Annotated in this window: 19 protein-coding genes; 11 read left to right on the plus strand and 8 right to left on the minus strand. The window is 56.8% G+C overall.

The window, feature by feature from the left end; genetic code table 11:
* Position 1: 1 nt before the first annotated feature.
* Positions 2 to 1417, minus strand: coding sequence for an aldehyde dehydrogenase family protein (locus tag IG168_RS10010; RefSeq protein ID WP_193164256.1), 1416 nt, complete (start codon positions 1415 to 1417; stop codon positions 2 to 4).
* 101 nt (positions 1418 to 1518) lie between these two features.
* Between IG168_RS10010 and IG168_RS10015 the strand changes: the two genes are divergently transcribed.
* Entirely contained in the window at positions 1519 to 2418 is a 900-nt protein-coding gene (locus tag IG168_RS10015; RefSeq protein WP_193164257.1) for a LysR family transcriptional regulator, read from the plus strand.
* A gap of 27 nt (positions 2419 to 2445) precedes the next feature.
* Here the strand turns inward: IG168_RS10015 and IG168_RS10020 are convergent, their stop codons facing one another.
* Positions 2446 to 3345: a LysR family transcriptional regulator gene (locus IG168_RS10020; protein ID WP_226876807.1), complete on the minus strand. Its 900-nt coding sequence runs from the start codon at positions 3343 to 3345 to the stop codon at positions 2446 to 2448.
* A gap of 222 nt (positions 3346 to 3567) precedes the next feature.
* On the opposite strand from IG168_RS10020, the gene IG168_RS10025 reads away from it, so the two are divergent.
* Positions 3568 to 4479 (plus strand): NmrA family NAD(P)-binding protein, encoded by a 912-nt coding sequence (locus IG168_RS10025; protein ID WP_193164259.1) that lies wholly within the window; start codon positions 3568 to 3570, stop codon positions 4477 to 4479.
* A 165-nt stretch (positions 4480 to 4644) separates the two neighbouring features.
* Here the strand turns inward: IG168_RS10025 and IG168_RS10030 are convergent, their stop codons facing one another.
* On the minus strand, positions 4645 to 5646 hold the full coding sequence (locus IG168_RS10030; protein ID WP_226876769.1) for a zinc-dependent alcohol dehydrogenase family protein: 1002 nt from the start codon (positions 5644 to 5646) through the stop codon (positions 4645 to 4647).
* A gap of 106 nt (positions 5647 to 5752) precedes the next feature.
* Between IG168_RS10030 and IG168_RS10035 the strand changes: the two genes are divergently transcribed.
* Together IG168_RS10035 and IG168_RS10040 are read left to right on the plus strand one after the other, a co-directional pair.
* Positions 5753 to 6619: a LysR family transcriptional regulator gene (locus IG168_RS10035; RefSeq protein ID WP_226876771.1), complete on the plus strand. Its 867-nt coding sequence runs from the start codon at positions 5753 to 5755 to the stop codon at positions 6617 to 6619.
* A 150-nt stretch (positions 6620 to 6769) separates the two neighbouring features.
* The gene (locus IG168_RS10040) at positions 6770 to 7504 is read left to right on the plus strand and encodes a hypothetical protein (RefSeq protein ID WP_226876772.1); all 735 of its coding nucleotides are present in this window, start codon (positions 6770 to 6772) and stop codon (positions 7502 to 7504) included.
* 90 nt (positions 7505 to 7594) lie between these two features.
* Here the strand turns inward: IG168_RS10040 and IG168_RS10045 are convergent, their stop codons facing one another.
* Positions 7595 to 7960, minus strand: coding sequence for a winged helix-turn-helix transcriptional regulator (locus tag IG168_RS10045; protein WP_193164260.1), 366 nt, complete (start codon positions 7958 to 7960; stop codon positions 7595 to 7597).
* 94 nt (positions 7961 to 8054) lie between these two features.
* Between IG168_RS10045 and IG168_RS10050 the strand changes: the two genes are divergently transcribed.
* The 3 genes from IG168_RS10050 to IG168_RS10060 are packed head-to-tail and all read left to right on the plus strand — an operon-like array spanning position 8055 to position 9784.
* Positions 8055 to 8381, plus strand: coding sequence for a nuclear transport factor 2 family protein (locus IG168_RS10050; RefSeq protein WP_193164261.1), 327 nt, complete (start codon positions 8055 to 8057; stop codon positions 8379 to 8381).
* A 3-nt stretch (positions 8382 to 8384) separates the two neighbouring features.
* Positions 8385 to 9158, plus strand: coding sequence for an SDR family oxidoreductase (locus tag IG168_RS10055; RefSeq protein WP_193164262.1), 774 nt, complete (start codon positions 8385 to 8387; stop codon positions 9156 to 9158).
* Between the two features lie 38 nt (positions 9159 to 9196).
* Positions 9197 to 9784, plus strand: coding sequence for a DNA-3-methyladenine glycosylase I (locus IG168_RS10060; RefSeq protein ID WP_226876774.1), 588 nt, complete (start codon positions 9197 to 9199; stop codon positions 9782 to 9784).
* Between the two features lie 353 nt (positions 9785 to 10137).
* Here IG168_RS10060 and IG168_RS10065 read toward each other — a convergent pair whose 3' ends face one another.
* Entirely contained in the window at positions 10138 to 11046 is a 909-nt protein-coding gene (locus IG168_RS10065; RefSeq protein WP_193164263.1) for an AraC family transcriptional regulator, read from the minus strand.
* 121 nt (positions 11047 to 11167) lie between these two features.
* On the opposite strand from IG168_RS10065, the gene IG168_RS10070 reads away from it, so the two are divergent.
* The 3 genes from IG168_RS10070 (at position 11168) to IG168_RS10080 (ending at position 13635) form a co-directional block, all read left to right on the plus strand.
* The gene (locus IG168_RS10070; RefSeq protein WP_193164264.1) at positions 11168 to 11704 is read left to right on the plus strand and encodes a carboxymuconolactone decarboxylase family protein; all 537 of its coding nucleotides are present in this window, start codon (positions 11168 to 11170) and stop codon (positions 11702 to 11704) included.
* A 340-nt stretch (positions 11705 to 12044) separates the two neighbouring features.
* Entirely contained in the window at positions 12045 to 12614 is a 570-nt protein-coding gene (locus IG168_RS10075) for a TetR/AcrR family transcriptional regulator (protein ID WP_193164265.1), read from the plus strand.
* 52 nt (positions 12615 to 12666) lie between these two features.
* Entirely contained in the window at positions 12667 to 13635 is a 969-nt protein-coding gene (locus IG168_RS10080) for a quinone oxidoreductase family protein (RefSeq protein ID WP_193164266.1), read from the plus strand.
* Between the two features lie 83 nt (positions 13636 to 13718).
* Here the strand turns inward: IG168_RS10080 and IG168_RS10085 are convergent, their stop codons facing one another.
* The 3 genes from IG168_RS10085 to IG168_RS10095 form a co-directional block, all read right to left on the minus strand.
* Positions 13719 to 15569 (minus strand): glycoside hydrolase family 2 protein, encoded by a 1851-nt coding sequence (locus IG168_RS10085; RefSeq protein WP_193164267.1) that lies wholly within the window; start codon positions 15567 to 15569, stop codon positions 13719 to 13721.
* A 726-nt stretch (positions 15570 to 16295) separates the two neighbouring features.
* On the minus strand, positions 16296 to 17141 hold the full coding sequence (gene fghA, locus IG168_RS10090) for an S-formylglutathione hydrolase (protein ID WP_193164268.1): 846 nt from the start codon (positions 17139 to 17141) through the stop codon (positions 16296 to 16298).
* Between the two features lie 11 nt (positions 17142 to 17152).
* On the minus strand, positions 17153 to 18280 hold the full coding sequence (locus IG168_RS10095) for an S-(hydroxymethyl)glutathione dehydrogenase/class III alcohol dehydrogenase (RefSeq protein WP_226876776.1): 1128 nt from the start codon (positions 18278 to 18280) through the stop codon (positions 17153 to 17155).
* Positions 18281 to 18425: 145 nt separating this feature from the next.
* Between IG168_RS10095 and IG168_RS10100 the strand changes: the two genes are divergently transcribed.
* Complete coding sequence (locus IG168_RS10100) at positions 18426 to 19292, plus strand: LysR substrate-binding domain-containing protein (RefSeq protein WP_193164269.1); 867 nt, start codon at positions 18426 to 18428, stop codon at positions 19290 to 19292.
* The last annotated feature ends 56 nt before the right edge of the window (positions 19293 to 19348 follow it).

The following is a 19348-nucleotide window of genomic DNA, read 5'->3' on the forward strand; positions in this document are numbered from 1 at the left end:
TTTAACTCAAAACTGCGCGGGGCTCCATGAACGCATCGAGACCAAATGTGCCGAATTCACGACCGATACCGGAGTGCTTGAAACCACCGAAAGGTGCCAGGGGTTCATGGGGAGCACCATTGATCACAACGCGGCCGGTTTCCAGCTGCCCGGCGACACGCTTCGCGCGCTCCTGATCTGTGGCATAGACGTACGACTGTAAACCGTAATCGGTATCGTTGGCGATGGCCACAGCCTCTTCCTCATCGCGATATGAAAGTAGGCACAGCACCGGCCCGAATATCTCCTCGCGTGCGATACGCATGTCATTGCTGACGCCGGTAAAAATCGTGGGCTGAACAAACCAACCGCGCTCGAGTCCCTCGGGGCGACCCTCTCCACCGACCAGTAGTGAAGCGCCCTCCTGGATGCCGAGACGAATATAGGACTGTACCCGCTCCCACTGTTTTTCGCTGACCATTGGCCCGATTTGGACCTCCTCCGCGCGTGAATCACCAACCTTTAGGGTATCTACAAATGCCTTGAGTCGGGAGGCTACCTCGTCGTACCGGCTTTCCGGTGCCAGGATGCGGGTGCCTGCGACGCAGGCCTGTCCGCTATTATTGAAGCCGGCCATGGCGATTTTCGGGATGGCCTGGTCAAGATCAACATCGTCGAGCAACAGTTGGGGCCCCTTGCCGCCGAGTTCCAGGGTTACACGCTTGAATGTGTCGGCAGCGGCAGTGAGGATTGCGCGACCGGTTGCCGTCGATCCGGTGAAGCTGATTTTGGCAATATCTGGATGGCGACTCAGCTCGGCGCCGACGACATGGCCGTAGCCGTTAACAATATTGAAGACTCCGGAAGGAAGACCGGCGCTGTGCAATGCCTCGGTCAGGACCTGCGTCTGGATAGCACTCATTTCCGACGGCTTTATGACGATCGTCGATCCCGCCGCAATGGCCGTGGCCAGCTTCGAACAGATAAAACCGAAATTGCTGTTCCACGGCGTAATGGCCGCAACCACACCGAGCGGCTCCATACTGACCTCGGCCCGCCCCATGGTGCGGCGGAAAGGATAGGTGTCGACGGTCTTCGCCATCTCTTCGAATGCCGTCGCCGTACGCGCTACGGAGAAGGTGGTGAAGTAGTGGGGCGCGCCGTACTCCTCGGTCATTGCCGCCGCCATATCTTCGGTGCGTGCGGATACGGCGTCGCGCAAGCTGAGCAGCATGGCGATTCGCTCTTCCTTGCTGGTCCGTGACATCGCCGGGAATGCCCGCTTGGCGGCGGCGATAGCGGCGTGAGTGTCGGCCACATTGCCAAGCCTCACCTGTCCGATTTTTTCCCCGGTGGACGGGGCGAACAGATCGGCGACGTCCTGGCCTTGCGGTGTGACGAAAGTCCCATCGATATAGATATGTTCGATATTGTGCATGAACTGTTCTCGCTGGTTGATGATTTCGGGGCAGTATGTGCGAGACACACTGATAGAATAAGATTGTTAATGTGGGACAGACTGTTGAGGAAATTTGTGCAATGAGTAGGGCAAGTCTCGCTGAACTGGAAGCCGTAGTGACCGTCGCGCGGTGCGGTGGCTTCCGCGCAGCTGCGCGAGAACTCGATGTTTCCTCATCGGCTTTGAGTCACGCTGTGTCGGCACTGGAGGAGCGGATAGGCGTGCGCCTGTTCAACCGCTCGACCCGCAGTGTCGCCCTGACTGCGGCGGGGGAACAATTCGTCACCGATATCGCACCAGTTCTGGCCACCATCGACGATGCCATCGAAAATGTGGGCGAACATCGCGCCGAGCCGTCCGGTGTGCTGCGCCTGAATATGGCACTCGGCGCGGCCCGCATGCTCCTGAAACCCCTGATACTCGAATATATGCGCCGCTACCCGGCGATGCAGGTCGAGATTGTGACCGAGGGCATGTTGGTGGATGTGATCGGGCAGGGCTTCGATGCCGGTGTACGCCTGGTCGAGTCGGTGCCGCCTGACATGATCGCAGTCCCGATCATCCCGACGGTAAGGTCAATCGTTGCCGGGGCTCCCTCTTATTTGAATGGGCGAACCTTACCCGAAACACCGCATGACCTGATGCAACACCAGTGTATTCGTGCCCGCATGGCAAGTGGCCGCCTCTACCAGTGGGAATTTGAGCGACATGGCGAGAGCCTCTCGATCGATGTCCCCGGTGTCCTGACTCTCGACGACAGTGAGTTGATGCTCGAAGCCGCAGTGGACGGTGCCGGGCTTGCCTATATCACCGAACACTCGGCGGCCACCTATCTCCAGGAAGGTCGCCTGGTTCGCGTTCTGGATGACTGGACTCCGCCTTACGCCGGCCTTTGCCTGTATTACTCCGGCCGCAAACATGTGCCCGCCAAATTGCGTGCATTTATTGAGTTGATCCGTGAGACGAAAATCTGGACATAGCGCACTGGGGTGGGTCTGCGTACACGACTAGACTGTGCCCGGCGACAGATTAGCGGAGAGCTTTTCACGCAGAATAGGGGCGGCGAAGTCGAGAAATGCGCGAAGCTTGAGCGGCAGCATACGTTGACGTGGGAAAACCAGATTGACGGGTATCGCTTCCTGTTCATAGTCATTCAGCAACAACCGCAGTGAGCCGTTTTCTATCGCGTCTGCGACCTGGTAGGACAACACACGTGCAACCCCCAAACCCTGCAGCGCGGCATCAACGGCGGTCTCCGCACTGTTGACCATGAGACGTTGACGAATGGCTGCATCGATCCCGCTCTTGCCCTGACTGAAAGCCCAGCGGTCTCCGACAGTGATCGCGTCGAAGGCGATACAATCGTGGAATGCCAGCTCATCTGGCGTCGCCGGTATACCGTGTTTTAACAGGTAGGCCGGACTTGCGCAGGTAACAATACGAATTGAGCCCAAATTCTTGGCAATCAGGCTGCTGTCGGGGAGTTGCCCGAAACGGACAGCGAGGTCTACCTGCTCCTCCACCAAATTCACGCGCCGCTCCGTCTGTATCAGGCGGATGTTCACATTGGGGTAAGCCTTGAGGAAAGCGGAAATCACCGGAAGCAGATACAAGCGGCCAAAAACCATCGGCGAAGTGATGACCAAATCGCCGGTCGGTGCCCGGTATTCCCCGGAAGCCCGCCGTTCAGCCTGCCTCACTTCTGAAATGATACGGCGACAGTCTTCGAGATAGGAGGCGCCGGCATCTGTCAGTTGCAGCTGCCGGTTGCCGCGTATCAGCAGTCTGGTATTCAAGTGGGTCTCGAGCTCCGACACCTTGCGGCTGACGGTAGCCAGCGGTATTCCCAATTTGCGCCCCGCGGCGGACAGGCTGCCCGCATCGACGGCTTCAACGAAGATCGACATGGCTTCCAATCTGTCCATTACACCTCCCATTTTTTGGAAGGGTGACTACAGAAATCACAGTCTAGTCTGCCCAAAAGGAAACTACTATCGTGCGAGCCATAGGCGGTAACCGGGAGAGGGATTGCGCCAGGTCTTACCGAAATTGAGTGTAAATGGAGCCACCGACAGTATTGCCTGGGCCCCCGGGCTTTGTCGCGGCCCTCTTTTTGGAGATTGAAAAGCATGGAAAATCCCATTCTTGTTACTGGTGCAGCAGGTCGCCTGGGTGGCGTTGGCCGCACTATTACGGAAGTTCTTCTCCGGCGGGGACTGCCGGTGCGGGCTCTGGTGCGCCGGGAAGACGAACGTTCAGAGGCTCTGCGCGAAATGGGCGCAGAGGTTTTTGTTGGCGATCTTACCCGTGCCGCGGATGTTGCGCGCGCACTGGAGGGGTGTCGGCGCATGTTCTTCGGAATGAGCGTGTCCGCCCCCTATCTGGAAGCTACAGTCACCACCGCCGCCGCTGCGCGAGCGGCGGGCGACCTGGAGGTACTGGTCAATATCTCACAGATGACCGTATCGCAGATGAGCCTGCACGATTCGACGGACTCACCCCAGCAGCGCCAGCACTGGCTGGGCGAGCAGGTATTGAACTGGTCGGGGTTGCCTGTCGTGCATATCCGGGCCACGGTGTTTCTCCAGCATTTCTTTTTCTCCGCCTGGGCGGCCGAGTCGATCGCGCGGGATAACACGATTCGGCTGCCTTTTGGCACTGCGCGAACATCACCGGTTGACAGCCGGGATGTGGCCGAGGTCATCGCGGCTATCCTGGCCGATCCCGACGGCCATATCAGCAAGGTTTACGAGCTCACCGGCCCGCGTTCTCAGGATATGGCCGCGCATGCGGGGGAGTACGCCGCTGCGCTTCGACGCCCGATCAATTATGTCGATGTTCCATTTGATGAGTGGCGCGAGCAGCAGCTCGATGCGCATGAATTGCCGGATCATGTCTACCAGCACCTGCTGACAATGGCGCGCCTGCATGCCGAGGGGCGATATGATCGAAGCACGCGAGATGTCGAGAAAATTCTGGGACGCGCGGCAACGAGCACCCGCGAGTATGTTGCCGATAATCTGGAACTTTTCGAACCATAAGCGACGGTTTAAAAAAATTTTTGAGAAATTATTCGGCTGTCGACAGAGGTCAAGTAGCCGACTGCCTTTGGATGCTGCTGGATAATACTTTTCGGCAGGGCAGAAAATGCAGTGCCGGTTACCGACACTGCAAAAGCCTGACAGGATGGGAAGTCTTCGATCGACTTATACCTCTGAGATGTCGATCACTACTTTGCCGCGCGCTTTGCCGGAAGCCTGGTATTCATGTGCTTCATTGGCCTGGGAGAGTTCGAAGCGGTTGGGATCCTGGAGAACCCGAAGCTTTCCGCCTTCAACAAGTTTGGTTGCCTGTTGCATGATTTCACCGTGGTGCGCACGACCCGCTCCGGTCAACAATGGCAGCAGTGTGAACACCCCGGAATAGGTCGCACCTTTAAAGGAGAGTGGGGCGATACTGTGGGTGCCCCAGCCAAGGCAGCTGACAACATGCCCGACATAGGTCTTAACCGCTTTGAAGGAATTGTCCAGAACTTCTCCGCCAACGGTGTCATAGACGATATCGAATCCCTCGCCACCGGTGTGCTCCTGAACATACTCATCCACTGTCTGCGTGTTGTAATCGATCGGCGTGGCACCCAGCTCGCGGATGGTTTCCTGGCTTGAGGCATTACCCGTGGCATAGACGTCGGCACCGAAAGCTTTGGCGATCTGCACGGCCATTTGCCCAACCCCGCCGGCACCACCGTGGACCAGCACGGTTTTGCCGCTCGATACCTTGGCGCGGTCCACCATGCCTTCCCAGGCGGTGATAAAAATCAGCGGGATTGATGCGGCCTGCCGCAAGTCGATTGATTTGGGGGCCGGTGCAAGCAGGTCGGCATCGGCAATGATGAACTCGGCGAGTGAGCCCTGCACGCCGCCGACCCCGCCGGTCAGGCCGTACACCGCATCGCCAACCTTGAACCGGGTGACGTTGCCGCCAACCGCGTCGACGATGCCGGCGGAATCCAGGCCCAGAATCGCCGGAAACGGATGCTTGGCGTGGGGTGCTTTGCCTGCGGCGATCTTCAGGTCGAGCGGATTGACACCACTGGCAACCACTTTCACGCGGACCTCATTGGGGCCGGGTTCGGCCACTGGCAGCGATGCCAGGGCCAGGGGGGCATTGGCCTGTTCGACCACGACCGCTTTCATCATCTTCGACATGTTCTGTACTCCAATAGTGTGTGAACAGCAGTTACTATTATGGTTATTCCATATTGAATAGAAATGGATGGTAATGAATGTTGGCAATTCAAATATGAATAGATCGATGGAGTGGGGAGATCTGCGCTATTTCCTGGCCGCCGCCAGGGCGGGAACTCTGGTGGGGGCGGCAAAACGGATTGGCTCCAGCCAGCCCACCGTCGGGCGGCGCCTGCAGGCGCTTGAGCGGGCCGTGGGTCAAAAGCTGTTCCAGCGGACCACAGAGGGCCTTGTTCTCACTGAAGAGGGCCTGCTGGTTTTGCAGTATGCCGAGAGAATGGAAGGAGAGGTGTTCGCATTATCGCGCAGCCTCGAAGGGCAGGAGGGGGAGCTGACTGGCCAAGTTAAAGTGTCTTGCTCGGACTGGTTTGGTGTTTACGTGTTGGCCCCAATCTTCGCGGATTTTTTACATCTTCACCCCGGAATTCGCATAGAGTTATTAACGGATTCGAGGCCTTTCGACCTGAATCGGCGGGAAGCCGATCTGGCGTTTCGCATTGTCCCGTTTGAAGACCCGGATATCGTGCAGCGAAAATTGCTGGAGATCGAATACGCCGCGTACACGGCAACGCCGAACGTGATAGAGCCGGACAGTGATGGGGAAGGGCAGCGGCTGGTGACCATGGACACCCAGTTTGGGGATATGCCGGATGTTCAATGGCTCCATCAGCAGCTGCCACAGGCAACCGTCGCATTCACCAGCAACAGCCGCCAGGTGCAAGCCGAGTATTGCGCGCGAAGTAATGGCATTGCGATTTTGCCGCGAGCGATCGGCGATGGCCTGGCGGGTTTGAAAGTTGTGGAATTCCCTACGCGCCCGCCGGGCAGGAGCGTTTGGCTCGGCTATCACCGGGATTTGCGAAACCTGGCGAGACTGCGCGCCCTGATCAAGTTTGTAACGGAAGCACTGGAAGCCGATGAGCGGTTTGTATAACGGTTGGTGCTACATGATTGGAGGTACTACGGCTGTGTCGAAAGACTGCTGCCGGTTGGTTGCATTGAATATCATTGGTGAGGGTTTCGGGTTGTAAGCCTGGGAGCTTCAAGGAATTTGGAATCTGACGGTTGCGCGAGGTGTGCAAAATTGAAAATCGGCAAATCCGGCACACTGCTTGCCGAGATCATCCGTGCCCACGGCGGCATGGAACTCTGGCAGCGGTACGAAAAAGTGGAGGCCACCATCGTGAGCGGCGGCGGGCTCTTTCCGTTGAAAGGTGTCCCGCAGAGTTCGGAACCGCGCCGTATGACAGTCTGGCTGCACGAGGAGCGCTCTTCGGTCTTTCCCTACGGCGCCGCCGATCAGCGCACGATGTTTACGCCCGAGCGGATCACCATCGAAAAGCTCGATGGCTCGGTGGTTGCAGAGCGATATGGACCCAGGGATTCGTTTGCCGGCCACCAGATGAACACCCCATGGGACGCGCTCCAGCGAGCCTACTTCAATGGCGAAGCCCTGTGGACCTACCTGACCACACCTTTCCTCCTGGCCATGGAGGGCGTCTGCGTTGAGGAAATTGAGCCGTGGCGTGAGGACTCGGAGGAGTGGCGGGTTTTGCGGGCCAGCTTTCCCGGCTCGATCGAGACACATTGCCTGGTCCAGGATTTCTACTTCGATGAGGATCTGCGGCTGCGCCGCCACGATTACAGCGTCAATATTGCGGGCGGTTTCGCTGCCGCGCAGCTGACCTCAGATTACGTAGAGACCAACGGCATTTGGCTCCCCACGAAGCGTCGCGCCTATGCGCGGGGTCCCGATCAGCGGCCCATTCCTGACCTGCTGATGGTATCCATCGATATCAGCGACGTGACCTTTTCTTAGTACCCGGGCTGTTTGCCATGTTAGTGGCGAGCACAGATCTCCGCGGCGGTGAAGTTTCGTGGGAAACCGGACGCTGGAAGGCTCCGGTGATCAGGCATCAGCGTTCTCGGTCGACGTGTCTTCGGGGCACAGGGAATCGCGTTGTTCCGCCCATTTCAGCATGGCATCCAATGCGGGACACAGTGCCTGCCCCCAGTCGGTTAATCGATACTCGACCTTGGGGGGGACTTGCGGATACACCTTGCGAGACACGATACCGTCGCCCTCCAGTTGCCGCAGTTGCTGAGCCAGCATCTTCTGGGAGATGCCGGGGATCAGTTTCTCAAAGTCGGAATAGCGCTGCACTTTCCCGTCGAACAGGTGGAACAGGATGATCAGCTTCCATCGGCCTTCCAGCAATCGGATCACTTCTGCCGCGCCGCTGGCCGCGGTTACAGGGGTGTACTGCTTTCTCATGGGTAAGTAGCTTACTTTTAGGTGCGTTCTTGTTGAAAGGTAAGTTTATGAGGAAAATTCACGTACAGCAATTTCCTCATAAGAGACTGATTACATGACAATTTTGCTACCCGATCCTATTTCTACCTACTTCAGTGCCTGCAATGGTGCGGATCCGGCCCGGCTTGCCCGCTGTTTCACGCGGGACGCCAGCGTAAAAGATGACGGTCAAGCGCATCTCGGACACGATGCCATCGAGGCGTGGCAACGTGAGTCTCGGCAAAAGTATGAATTCAGCATCGAACCGCTAAGCGTCGCGCAGGACGGCGACCGTGTGACGGTGGCTACAAACGTTGTCGGCAACTTTCCCGGCAGCCCGATTCAGCTCGATCATGTGTTTCTGCTGGCAGGCGACAAGATCCAATCACTGGAGATTCACTGAGCCATGGATCTCGAACTGAAAGGAAAGCGGGTGCTGGTCACGGCCGGTACCAAGGGACTTGGAAAAGCCATTGTCGCCCTCTTTGTCGAACTCGGTGCAAGGGTGCTTACCACGGCGCGACATCAGCCCCAGGAGATGCCGGCCGCCTACTTCGTCGCTGCCGACCTGTCGACGGTCGAGGGTTGCGGAGCCGTAGCGAAAGCCGTAGAGACCGACCTTGGTGGAGCGGACATCATCATTCATACGCTCGGAGGTTCTTCGGCGCCTGGCGGTGGATTTGCAGCCCTGGATGACCAACAGTGGCAGCGGGAACTGGATCTCAATCTGCTCCCGGCGGTCCGGCTGGATCGCGCCTTGCTACCAGCGATGTTGGCGCAGGGATCGGGGGCCATCATCCATGTCTCGTCAATCCAGCGTGAACTTCCGTTGCCGGAAGCGACTACGGCCTACGCCGCAGCCAAGGCTGCGCTTTCAACCTACAGCAAGAGCCTGTCGAAAGAGGTTTCGCCAAAGGGTGTGCGCGTCGTGAGTGTTGCGCCGGGGTGGATTCTCACGGAATCGTCCGTGCACTTGGCGGAGCGGCTCGCGGTTGAAGCGGGTACAGACATTGAAGGCGGCAAGAAGATCATCATGGATTCGCTCGGTGGTATTCCATTGGGAAGACCATCCGAACCCAGCGAGGTGGCCAATCTCATTGCGTTTCTGGGTTCTTCGCGCGCCGCAACGATCACCGGTACGGAGTATGTGGTTGACGGAGGAACCATACCCACGGTCTAGCACTCGCTCCGCGAAACAAGCATCGAGGAATCTGGAAAATGAAGATGACTACTGGTGAGCAGATTGACCGCTGCACCTGGTCAGTGAATGACCCGCTAATGCGTCACTATCACGATACTGAGTGGGGCATACCAATTCGTGACTCACAACTGCTGTGGGAAATGCTGATGCTCGAGGGGTTCCAGGCAGGTCTGGCCTGGATCATCGTTCTCCGCAAGCGCGAGGCATTTCGCAAAGCTTTTGCGGGTTTCGATCCGGCGAGGGTAGCAATTTTCGATGAGCAGGACGTCCTGCGCTTGATGGCTGACTCGGGAATCATCCGTGCCAAAGCGAAGATCGAAGCCACGATCCGGGGTGCGCAGATCTACTGCGATATGGAGAGCCGAGGAGAGAGTTTCAGTGACTTCTGCTGGTCCTTCACAGATGGCGAGCCGATACAGGGCGATGGGAAAACATGGGTAACGAACTCGCCGCTTTCCACGAAGATATCGAAGGAACTCAAACGGCGAGGCTTCAAGTTTGTTGGACCGACGATCGTCTATGCATGGATGCAGGCGGTGGGCATCGTCAATGATCACGCGGCTGATTGCTATCGGCGGAAACAACTTATCCAGAAGTTGGGGTAACTGTCTATTTCACTAGAATGAAGCTCGGGTCATCTTCCGGTGAAGCTCCGGCACTAGTGTGTGAAACAGATGCGAGGGAGGTGAGCAGGGCTGAACTCCGGACCAGCCAGGTTGGGTCGTTCACGGAAAGCCCTGTTTTCCACGTCATGATTAAAGGCGCAGTTGAACGTGGATTGGCCATTGGTTATAAGGTTGCTTAAAGGCATATGGCTCCCCACCAAGCGCCGTGCCTATGCGCGCGATTTCGAGCAGCGTGTCATCCGGAAACTGCTGATGGTATCCATTGATATCAGCGACGTGCGCTTTTCGTAGTACCCGGCCCGTTAGCGTAACGGCGAGCACGGAGATCTGTATCAACTGTGCAGTTGCCGAAACTGGCCTGGCGTATGACCCTGGTGCAATTTGAAAGCGCGGCTGAAGGCCGCCTGGGACTGGTAACCGCACTCTTCGGCAATCCGCGCGATACCATAGGTTTTTTCCCGAAGGAGACGTGCGGCCAGTACCATACGAACCTGGGTTACCCATTCCAGCGGCGCCAGGTGGTACAGTTCCCTGAAATGTCGGGCAAAGGTGGCCCTGGATACATGGCAGAGGGTGGCCATGGCCTCATTGGTCCAGTTTGTCTGCGGCTCGGCCAGTACGGCGGCGATCGCCGGAGCAAGCTTGGCGTCCGCCATCAGGCTCAACAGGCCTGGCGCCGGCTCGTTTTCAGTTACCAGCGCCCTGAGCAACAGCGTAAAAAGTGTTGTGGAGAGTTCGCGCACGATGGCCAGGCTGCCGGGTTGGCCGCTGATACTCTCGCGTCCCAGCATCGTCATCAGTTCCCTCAATTCAACGCAGTCGGCGCGCTCCCCGGTGCGAACCCGCAGCAGCTCCGGCGTGCCTTCCAGTAACAGTGCGCCGGGCGCGCCGACCCGAAACTCGCCGCAGAGCATTGCCAGCTCTACACCTTGTCCGGCACGTACCATCTCCGTGACTGCGCCGTTATCGCGACTGGATAAAGGCGCCTCGACGCCACTCTCGATCAAACTTTTGAGCCGGTGAGGGGAGCCGGCGGGCATCAACACGACATCGCCGGCCGACAGGTGCCATTGCGCATCGGTGGTAAAGAGCCGAGCCTGTCCATCCAGAATGACATGATAGGGAATAACGCCCTCGGGAACTTGTGCATGGTCGCTCTCCCATTTGCCGCTGAAGCGGCAGTGCAAGTCCACCGTGCCTCTCGGGGCGATCAAGCTAACCAGGCTGCTTAGTTTATCCATGGCTTCCCTGAGACGCTGGAGCAAAACTTCGAGACGCTGCTGTGCAGAGGGGCAAAGTGAAACTCCCTAATATGTGCTCATCGCCATTGGGGCGATCACTGTTAAGCGAGAGGAGTTCACCATGAGCCGTCTGCATATTACCACTATCGATCAAGCCACGGGCCAAGCTGCCGAGCTGTTTACTACCATCAAATCAAGCGTTGGCAAGGTGCCCAACGCCTACGCGACGATCGGCAGTCACTCGCCGCCGATCCTGAAGCAGGCCCTGGAACACAATGCCGCGCTCAAGCAGGGTGCGCTGAGCGACCGCGAACTGGAGGCGATCAACCTGGTCGTGAGTGAGGCTACCGGTTGTGACTACTGCCTGGCCGCGCACACGCTGATGGCCAAAATGGCTGGTTACAGTGTCGAACAAACTCGACAGTTGCGCACCGGACTTTATGAGGACGACGTGGCAATTGACGCTTTGGTGCGCTTTGCCCGGGAGGTGGTCACCACCACTGGCACGCTTCCTGAGGCGAGCCTGGAAGCCATCCAGGCCGTGGGCTACACGGACCGCCAGGTGATTGAAGCTATCAGTGCAATCAGCGCGATTCTCTTTACTAACATGGTAAATCGCGTCAATGACACGACTGTAGACTTTCCCAAGATAGCCTGATTTACGGGGCTGATATTTGGGATATTGTTTGGCTGGCATCGTCGCCCCACCCGAAGCGTGGAGCATCCGGACGGATGCTCCATCTTTAATCGCTATTATACTCAGGGCAGTAAATGCGGTCCTGAAAATTAGTCGCTAGATCAAATTCCGCGCCGCGGTGAACCGCCACAGAATCTCAGGTTTCGATTAGCGGTGACCAATTTCGTCCATAGGGTAATGTAGCGGATAGAAAGGAAAATGATTGCTCCAGTTTTTAGTAGGGATGGAGCTTGCAATTTCCTTCTGCAGGCCATAATCTCACCATATTAGACCGATCGTTCCAGAATACGGGTGGGCAGTCATGGCAAGATCAAAAGAGTTTGATAGAGATGAAGTGCTGGATTCCGCTATCGAGATCTTCCGTGAACATGGTTACGAGGGCTCTTCAACGGTAATGCTCGTTCGTGCAATGGGAATTAGTAAGCAGAGCACGTACGACACGTTCGGAGATAAATGGAAACTTTATTGTAGCGCAGTGCAAAGATACGTCGCTGGAGAGGTGGCCCAGCATTTGAAAGTATTGCGAGAACAGCCGACCGCTCTTGCAGGCCTGGAAAAATTGATTGAGCGTGTCATTTTGCACGCAAATCACGCTTGTCTCGGTGTTAGTTCAATCTGTGAATTCGGTAAAAGCCGTCCGGAATTGAATCAGATTCACGATGCGGCACGACCGGTAATTCAAAAAGCCATTGTCGAACGCATATGCCAAGCGCAGGAAGCAGGCGAGATTGCCGCTGATCTGGATCCGAACGAGGCGGCCGGATTTATTACTGCGAATATTGCAGCAATTCGAATCGCTGCGAGGGGAGGGGCCGATTTTCGCAGCCTCACTGCAATCGGCCAGATGACGATTCGGGCCTTAAAGCCATAAATCTTTTTATTTGTTTTGTTCTGGAATGATCGTTCCAAAAATAGGAGTCGTTATGAAAGCGGTAATTATGTCGAGCGCGGGTGAGCCGGATGTCTTGCAATATGTTAAACAGCCCAATTCCTCTCCGGGCCCCGGTGAGGCCTTGGTTGAGGTTGCTGCCGCAGGCGTCAACTTCATGGATGTAGGTGTTCGGCAAGGTAAATTTTGGTCTGAAATGCCCAACCCGAAGACACTGGGCGTAGAGGGTTCAGGACGGGTTTTGGCGGTTGGAGAAGGCGTCGATGACATTGCGCCAGGCCAACGTGTAGCCTGGATTTACGCACCGGGGAGCTATGCGGAGAAAGTACTTATGCCCGCGGCATCCCTTGTTCCGGTTCCTGATGGGATAGATGACCGTATTGCAGCCGCCGTGATGATGCAGGGGCTTACTGCTAGCCACTTCGCAACGAACTTTTATCCGATACAGGCGGGAGACGTGGCGCTTGTGCACGCAGCTGCTGGCGGAGTTGGACAACTGTTAACGCAGATAATCAAACTGAAAGGGGGCAGTGTGATTGGACGTGTGTCCAACCAGGACAAGGTTTCGGCGGCCAAGGAAGCGGGGGCTGATCACGTTATAGTGGACAGTAAAGGGGATTTCACAGAAGAGGTAATGCGTATAACCGAGCACCGGGGAGTGGATGTTGTTTTCGACGGATCCGGACCAACAACATTCAGGGGATCAATAGAATCCTTGCGTCGTGCGGGAACTCTTTGTTGGTATGGTCCCGGGTTCGGTGCGCCAGAACCTATTGATTTATTCAGCCTGCCAAAGAGCATTAAAATTGGTTATGCAAATTTTGGCGACCATATTTATAGCCGGGATTTACTGCTCGCGAAGGCTGCTGAATTGTTCGACTGGATTGCGAATGGCAAGTTAACAGTACAGATCGGCGGTATTTACCCATTGTCGGAGGCGTCGCGTGCGCATGCCGATATTGAAAGCCGGGCAACCACTGGCAAGTTACTGCTTATCCCCTAAGCCTTGCGCCGAGGGGTAGAGCATTGCCTGAGCTCTACTCCGAGCGCCTGGTCTGTTTGGAAATTGTTTTGGGTGGATCGTTCCTACTGAACCGTTTCCTTCTCAATTTCGCGGTAGTACTGTTTCAATACCTCGAATGCCTTTTTCTTATTCCCTTGATCATCAATCAGCCCCTTCCGGTTCCAGCCCTGCTGGTATACCGGGTGGTTCCTCTTCGGGGAGCGGAAGTCAGCGAGAATCCAAGGTGCAACGCCGCTGTAGTTGTCCGGCATGCGCTTGAGCATTTTGATCTGCTCTTCGTAGTACCACTGCTGGTACTCCTCGCTCCAGCGGGTCTTGCGGTCGGCGTGGAAGCCGCCCTTCGCGCCGGCGCCGGTTTCGCTGATAAACAGCGGTTTGTCGTAGGCCACCTCCCAGTTTGCAGTGCGGCACATATCCGGGGTGCCGCCGTACCAGCCCAGGTATTCGTTCACCGAGACAATATCGGTATAGGCACCCAGCGGGTCGTCGACGCGGTTGGTTTCCGGGTTGTAGTGCACTTCCAGTGCGGCGGAGATCAGGCGGCTGTCGTCGAGGGTGCGGGCCTTATCGATCAGGGATTTCATAAAGCTGGTGCGCACGGGGCTGACCGGGGTTTCGTTGCCGACGGACCAGATGATGATCGAGGCGCGGTTGCGGTCGCGGGTGATCATCTCCTGTAGCTGCGCCTTGGCCTTGTCCAGTACGGCGTTGTTGCCGAAATCGATGGTCCAGTACACCGGAATTTCCGACCACACCAGCAGGCCCATTTTGTCCGCCAGACGGGTCATATCTTCGTTGTGCGGGTAGTGGGCGAGGCGCACCATATTGGCATTCAGGTCTTTGGCCCAGCCGAGTAACTGTCTGTCGTCCGCCTCGCTGTGCGCGCGGCGTGCATCCCCGGGGACCTCTTCGTGAATGGCCACACCGCGCAGGAAGATGGGTTCGCCGTTCAGCAGAATCTTTTTTCCGGCCGTCTCGATCTTGCGAAAGCCGAGATCGTCCGCGAGCGTCTCGCCGTTGTAGGCCAGGTTGACGCGATACAGTTTCGGGTGCTCCGGGGACCAGAGCTGCAGGTTTTTCAGTGGCAACTCAAAGTCGAGCCGATTTCCGGTTACCGGATAGCGTTGCTTCACGCTTAGTTCCGGGATAGTGAGCGTCACCGTGCCGCTGCCGGCGGTCTTGTTCAGGGCAACGGAGCCGGAAATCAGGAACTGATTTTCTTCTATCGCTTGATGGATATCCTGGGCGGGATCCAGCTCCAGCGCATATTGCTGGATAAAGTTGTCTGGGGTGATCACCAGTTTTACGTCGCGGGTGATACCGCCGTAATTCCACCAGTCGGTATTAACGGTGGGGATCTCGTCCGGGTGGCGCTTGTTATCCACCTTGACGACGAGAAAGTTGTCTTTTTCCTTGAGAAGGTCTGCGGGGATTTCGAAGTTGAATGGGGTAAAGCCGCCCTTGTGCATGCCTAGCTTCTTGCCATTCAGGTAGATATGCGCCTCGTAGTTGACCGCACCGAAATAGAGAAACGCGCGTTGGTTTTTCTTGAGCTGATGCAGATCGAAATCCCGTTGGTACCAGACGGTCCCTTCGTAATAGGTGAAGAGATCGCCTTGGGAGTTCCAGTCGCCCGGCACTTCGAGCGTATAGGGCGCCTGGTAACCGTGTTCACGGCGGTCGGATTTGCGTTTGGTTACCGGTCGGTTCCAGTAGGCCTCCGGATCGCCCTCGCTACGCTCCTTGTAGCGGTAGTTATAAAAGCCGGTCTCGTAGGGATCGAGGATGTAATGCCAGGTGCCGTTCAGGGAAACGGACTCCCGGCTTTCCGTATTGACGATCAGGTTATCTGTTGCCATGGCGGAAAGGGCCATGAGGCTCATCGCCAAGAGCATTATTAGTTTTCTTATCATAATTCTCTCTCGAGTATTGAAACATCCAGGCTGAGCTTCCGGTTGTCACGGTGGTACCGAGGGGCACCGCCGCCTGAAGTCATCGTGACCTGGATCTGCTGTGTACCTCTGCGAACAGGAGATGGCGTCATCGCTAGTTTTTATGACTATTAATAATACTATATTATGAAAATTTGGTGGGCAAGATCCGGGGCCCGGATCCGAACTCTCCAATCGATGGTTTCTGCAGAACTCTGGTTAGCTTCACTGGGAGCCGGCGAAGAGGCGTTTAGCTCGCTTGTCGGGTAGGGGGCTTTCGCGGATACGCTCAATTTTGTTAGCCGTATCGCGGTCACCGATATTACGGAAATTCCCAAGTTTCAGGAGTGAATATCGGGATGGCACACACATCCGTTGGGGCAGTCCGAAAAAGAGATACGTGCTGGCGATGTGGTGTTCTGTAATTGCGGGAAAAAGCATTAGCATGACGCTACCGATACGGCGGCGATGAGTCATATTGCGATTCAGGAATCGCTCGACGGCTCTGCGGTAGAATGGTTGGAGAAAGTTAGTGACGAGCAGTATTTGTCTCCGCTCGAACCAGACTAATACCAACTATCGTAATCGGGCAGCCAGTGATGGCTGCCCGACGAAGCAATGCCGAAGCATCTTCCCTCGGCCCGCAGCTTTCCGAGAATGCAATCTAGTTCAGCTACAGGCTAAAGCTTACTTTTCCCCCGCGCTTGGCTAGGCGCGCACCCCCAGATGCTGAGCGTGAAAATTCAGGTGATCTTCTATAAAGCTGGAGATGAAGTAATAGCTGTGGTCATAACCCTCGTGTCGACGCAGTCGCAAGGGGTAGTCGCATTCGTCAGCCGCAGCCTCCAGTGTTTCCGGCTTGAGTTGTTCGAGCAGGAACTCGTCGGCTTCGCCTTGATCCACAAGTGCAGGTACAACTCGTTCGGCACGACTCATCAGTTGGCTCGCATCATATTCTGCCCAGTCCGAGATGTCGGTCCCCAGGTATGCGGAAAAGGCTTTGCGGCCCCATGGGCAGCCGGCTGGATTGGCGATGGGGCTGAATGCAGACACTGAGCGATAATGCTCCGGGTTGCGCAGCGCGAGCACCAGCGCACCGTGGCCGCCCATGGAGTGCCCGGCTACGGCGCGCTCGCCGCTGACGGGGAAATGGGACTCCACCAGCTGCGGCAATTCATCCAGCACATAGCTGTACATGCGATAGTGCTGGCGCCATGGGTCCCGGGTGGCGTTGACATAGAAGCCTGCGCCCTGACCGAGGTCGTAGGCCGGATCGTCGGCGACATCGTCGCCGCGCGGACTGGTGTCCGGTGCTACCAAAGCCATGCCCAGCTTGGCGGCAATTCGCTGGGCGCCGGCTTTCTGCATGAAGTTTTCATCTGTGCAAGTCAGTCCCGATAGCCAGTAAAGCACTGGCACCCTCCGACCGCCCGTGGCGTTAGGCGGCAGGTAGATCGCGAAGCGCATCTCGCATCGGAGAACCTCGGAGCGGTGGCGGTACTGTTTGTGCCAGCCGCCAAAGCTCCGATTGTTACTTAGATTTTCGAGCGACATTTCGCCTCCGTTCACAGATCGAAATGGATCACGGAGCGAATGCTCTCGCCGCGATGCATCAATTCAAAGGCCTCGTTGATTTCGTCCAGCCCCATGGTGTGGGTAATGAAATCGTTGAGCTTGAATTCGCCATTCAGATAGCGTTCCACATATTCCGGAAGTTCGCTGCGCCCCTTGACGCCACCGAATGCAGTGCCTTTCCACACGCGCCCGGTCACAAGCTGGAAGGGGCGAGTGGAGATTTCCTGCCCTGCGCCGGCTACTCCGATGATCACCGACTCCCCCCAACCCTTGTGGCAGCACTCCAGGGCTGAACGCATCACGTTGACATTGCCGATACACTCGAAGGAGTAGTCCACGCCGCCATCTGTCAATTCGACGATGACTTCCTGAATCGGTCGGTCGTATTTGGCGGGGTTGATACAGTCTGTCGCGCCCAGCTGGCGAGCCAGCTCGAACTTGCTTTCATTAATATCGATGGCAATGATACGGCCGGCTTTGGCCATGTTTGCGCCAATCACTGCCGACAGGCCAATGCCGCCGAGCCCAAAGATCGCCACCGTCGCACCTTCCTCAACTTTTGCGGTGTTCATGACGGCACCCATACCGGTGGTGACACCGCAACCCAGTAGGCATATTTCTTCCAGTGGTGCGGTTTTGTTGACCTTGGCCAGGGAGATTTCCGGCAGCACCGTATATTCGGAAAACGTAGAGCACCCCATGTAGTGGTAGATGGGTTCGCCATCTTTATAAAAGCGGGTGGTGCCATCTGGCATCAGGCCCTTGCCCTGGGTTTCACGGATTTTTCCGCAGAGGTTAGTTTTGCCAGACCGGCAGAATTTGCATTCACCGCATTCCGGCGTGTAAAGGGGAATGACGTGATCGCCCACAGCAACACTGGTCACGCCTTCACCCACGGACTCGACGATACCGCCACCTTCATGTCCGAGAATCGCCGGAAATATACCTTCCGGATCGTCTCCGGAAAGAGTGAAGGCATCGGTGTGACAGACACCGGAGGCGATTACACGAATCCGTACCTCGCCGGCCTGTGGCGGCATCACGTCAACCTCTTCGATAGAAAGGGATTGGCCCGGGCCCCAGGCCACGGCAGCTCTCGACTTGATTATTTCGCTCATACGGGACTCCTTTTAATGGGGGCGGCAGTGGGTCGCCGCGATGGGGTAGGGAGTTTATCTGTTTCTGAATTCGCTATAATTGGTGTTTTTGGTAAATGATAATTTCCACCTGGTAATAATTGGTGGTGGGAAGCTGGGAGTGCGAATGGTCAATTGGGAAGGCGTGAATGAGTTCGTCGCCGTCGCCGAAGCGGGTGGCTTTACGGCTGCGGCCGGCAGGCTGGGTATATCCACCGCCCAGGTTAGCCGTCAGGTGAGCGCCCTGGAGGGGCGCCTGTCCACTAAATTGCTTTACCGCACGACACGCAAGGTCTCGCTGACAGAAACCGGGCAGCTTTATTACCAGCATTGCCGCCAAGTACTCGATGCACTGGATGAGGCGGAACGGGCAGTGACCGATCTGCAGCAGGTTCCCCGGGGCAAACTTAGACTGACGGCACCAGTGACCTACGGCGAGGTGACCCTGGCGCCGCTGGTCAATGACTTTGCCCTGCGTTATCCCGAGCTGCAGGTCGACATGCAGCTGACCAATCAAAAACTGGACCTGGTAGCGGAGGGGTATGACCTCGCGATCCGTCTCGGCAGGCTGGAAGATTCCAGCATGATGGCGCGTCGGCTAGGGTCCCGCACGCTGTACACCTGCGCTTCTCCCGAATACCTGTCGGGGCATGGAGAGCCACACAGTCTGTCGGAACTCGGGCAACACAACTGCCTGCAGGGGACACTGGATCAATGGCGCTTTCAGGAAGGCGGGCAATCGAAAAGCGTCCGGGTTGGCGGCAGTATCCGTTGTAACAGCGGGCGGGCGCTCGTGGATGCCGCGCTGAAAGGTATCGGTATAGTGCAGCTACCGGATTACTACGTACACGAGTATCTGGAGGCGGGCAGGCTGGTTTCCCTGTTGGCCTACTATCGGGTAGACGATGACGGTATCTGGGGTATATACCCCCAGAATCGCCACTTATCGCCGAAGGTAAGTATGTTGCTGGATTATCTCGGTGAATTTCTCTGATACCGGGCTTCCCGCTATCGTCGTACGGCTACTATTCCCATACAGCGACACCGCAC

The sequence above is a fragment of the Microbulbifer hainanensis genome, assembly GCF_014904735.1.
In the GTDB taxonomy this organism is placed as follows: domain Bacteria; phylum Pseudomonadota; class Gammaproteobacteria; order Pseudomonadales; family Cellvibrionaceae; genus Microbulbifer; species Microbulbifer hainanensis.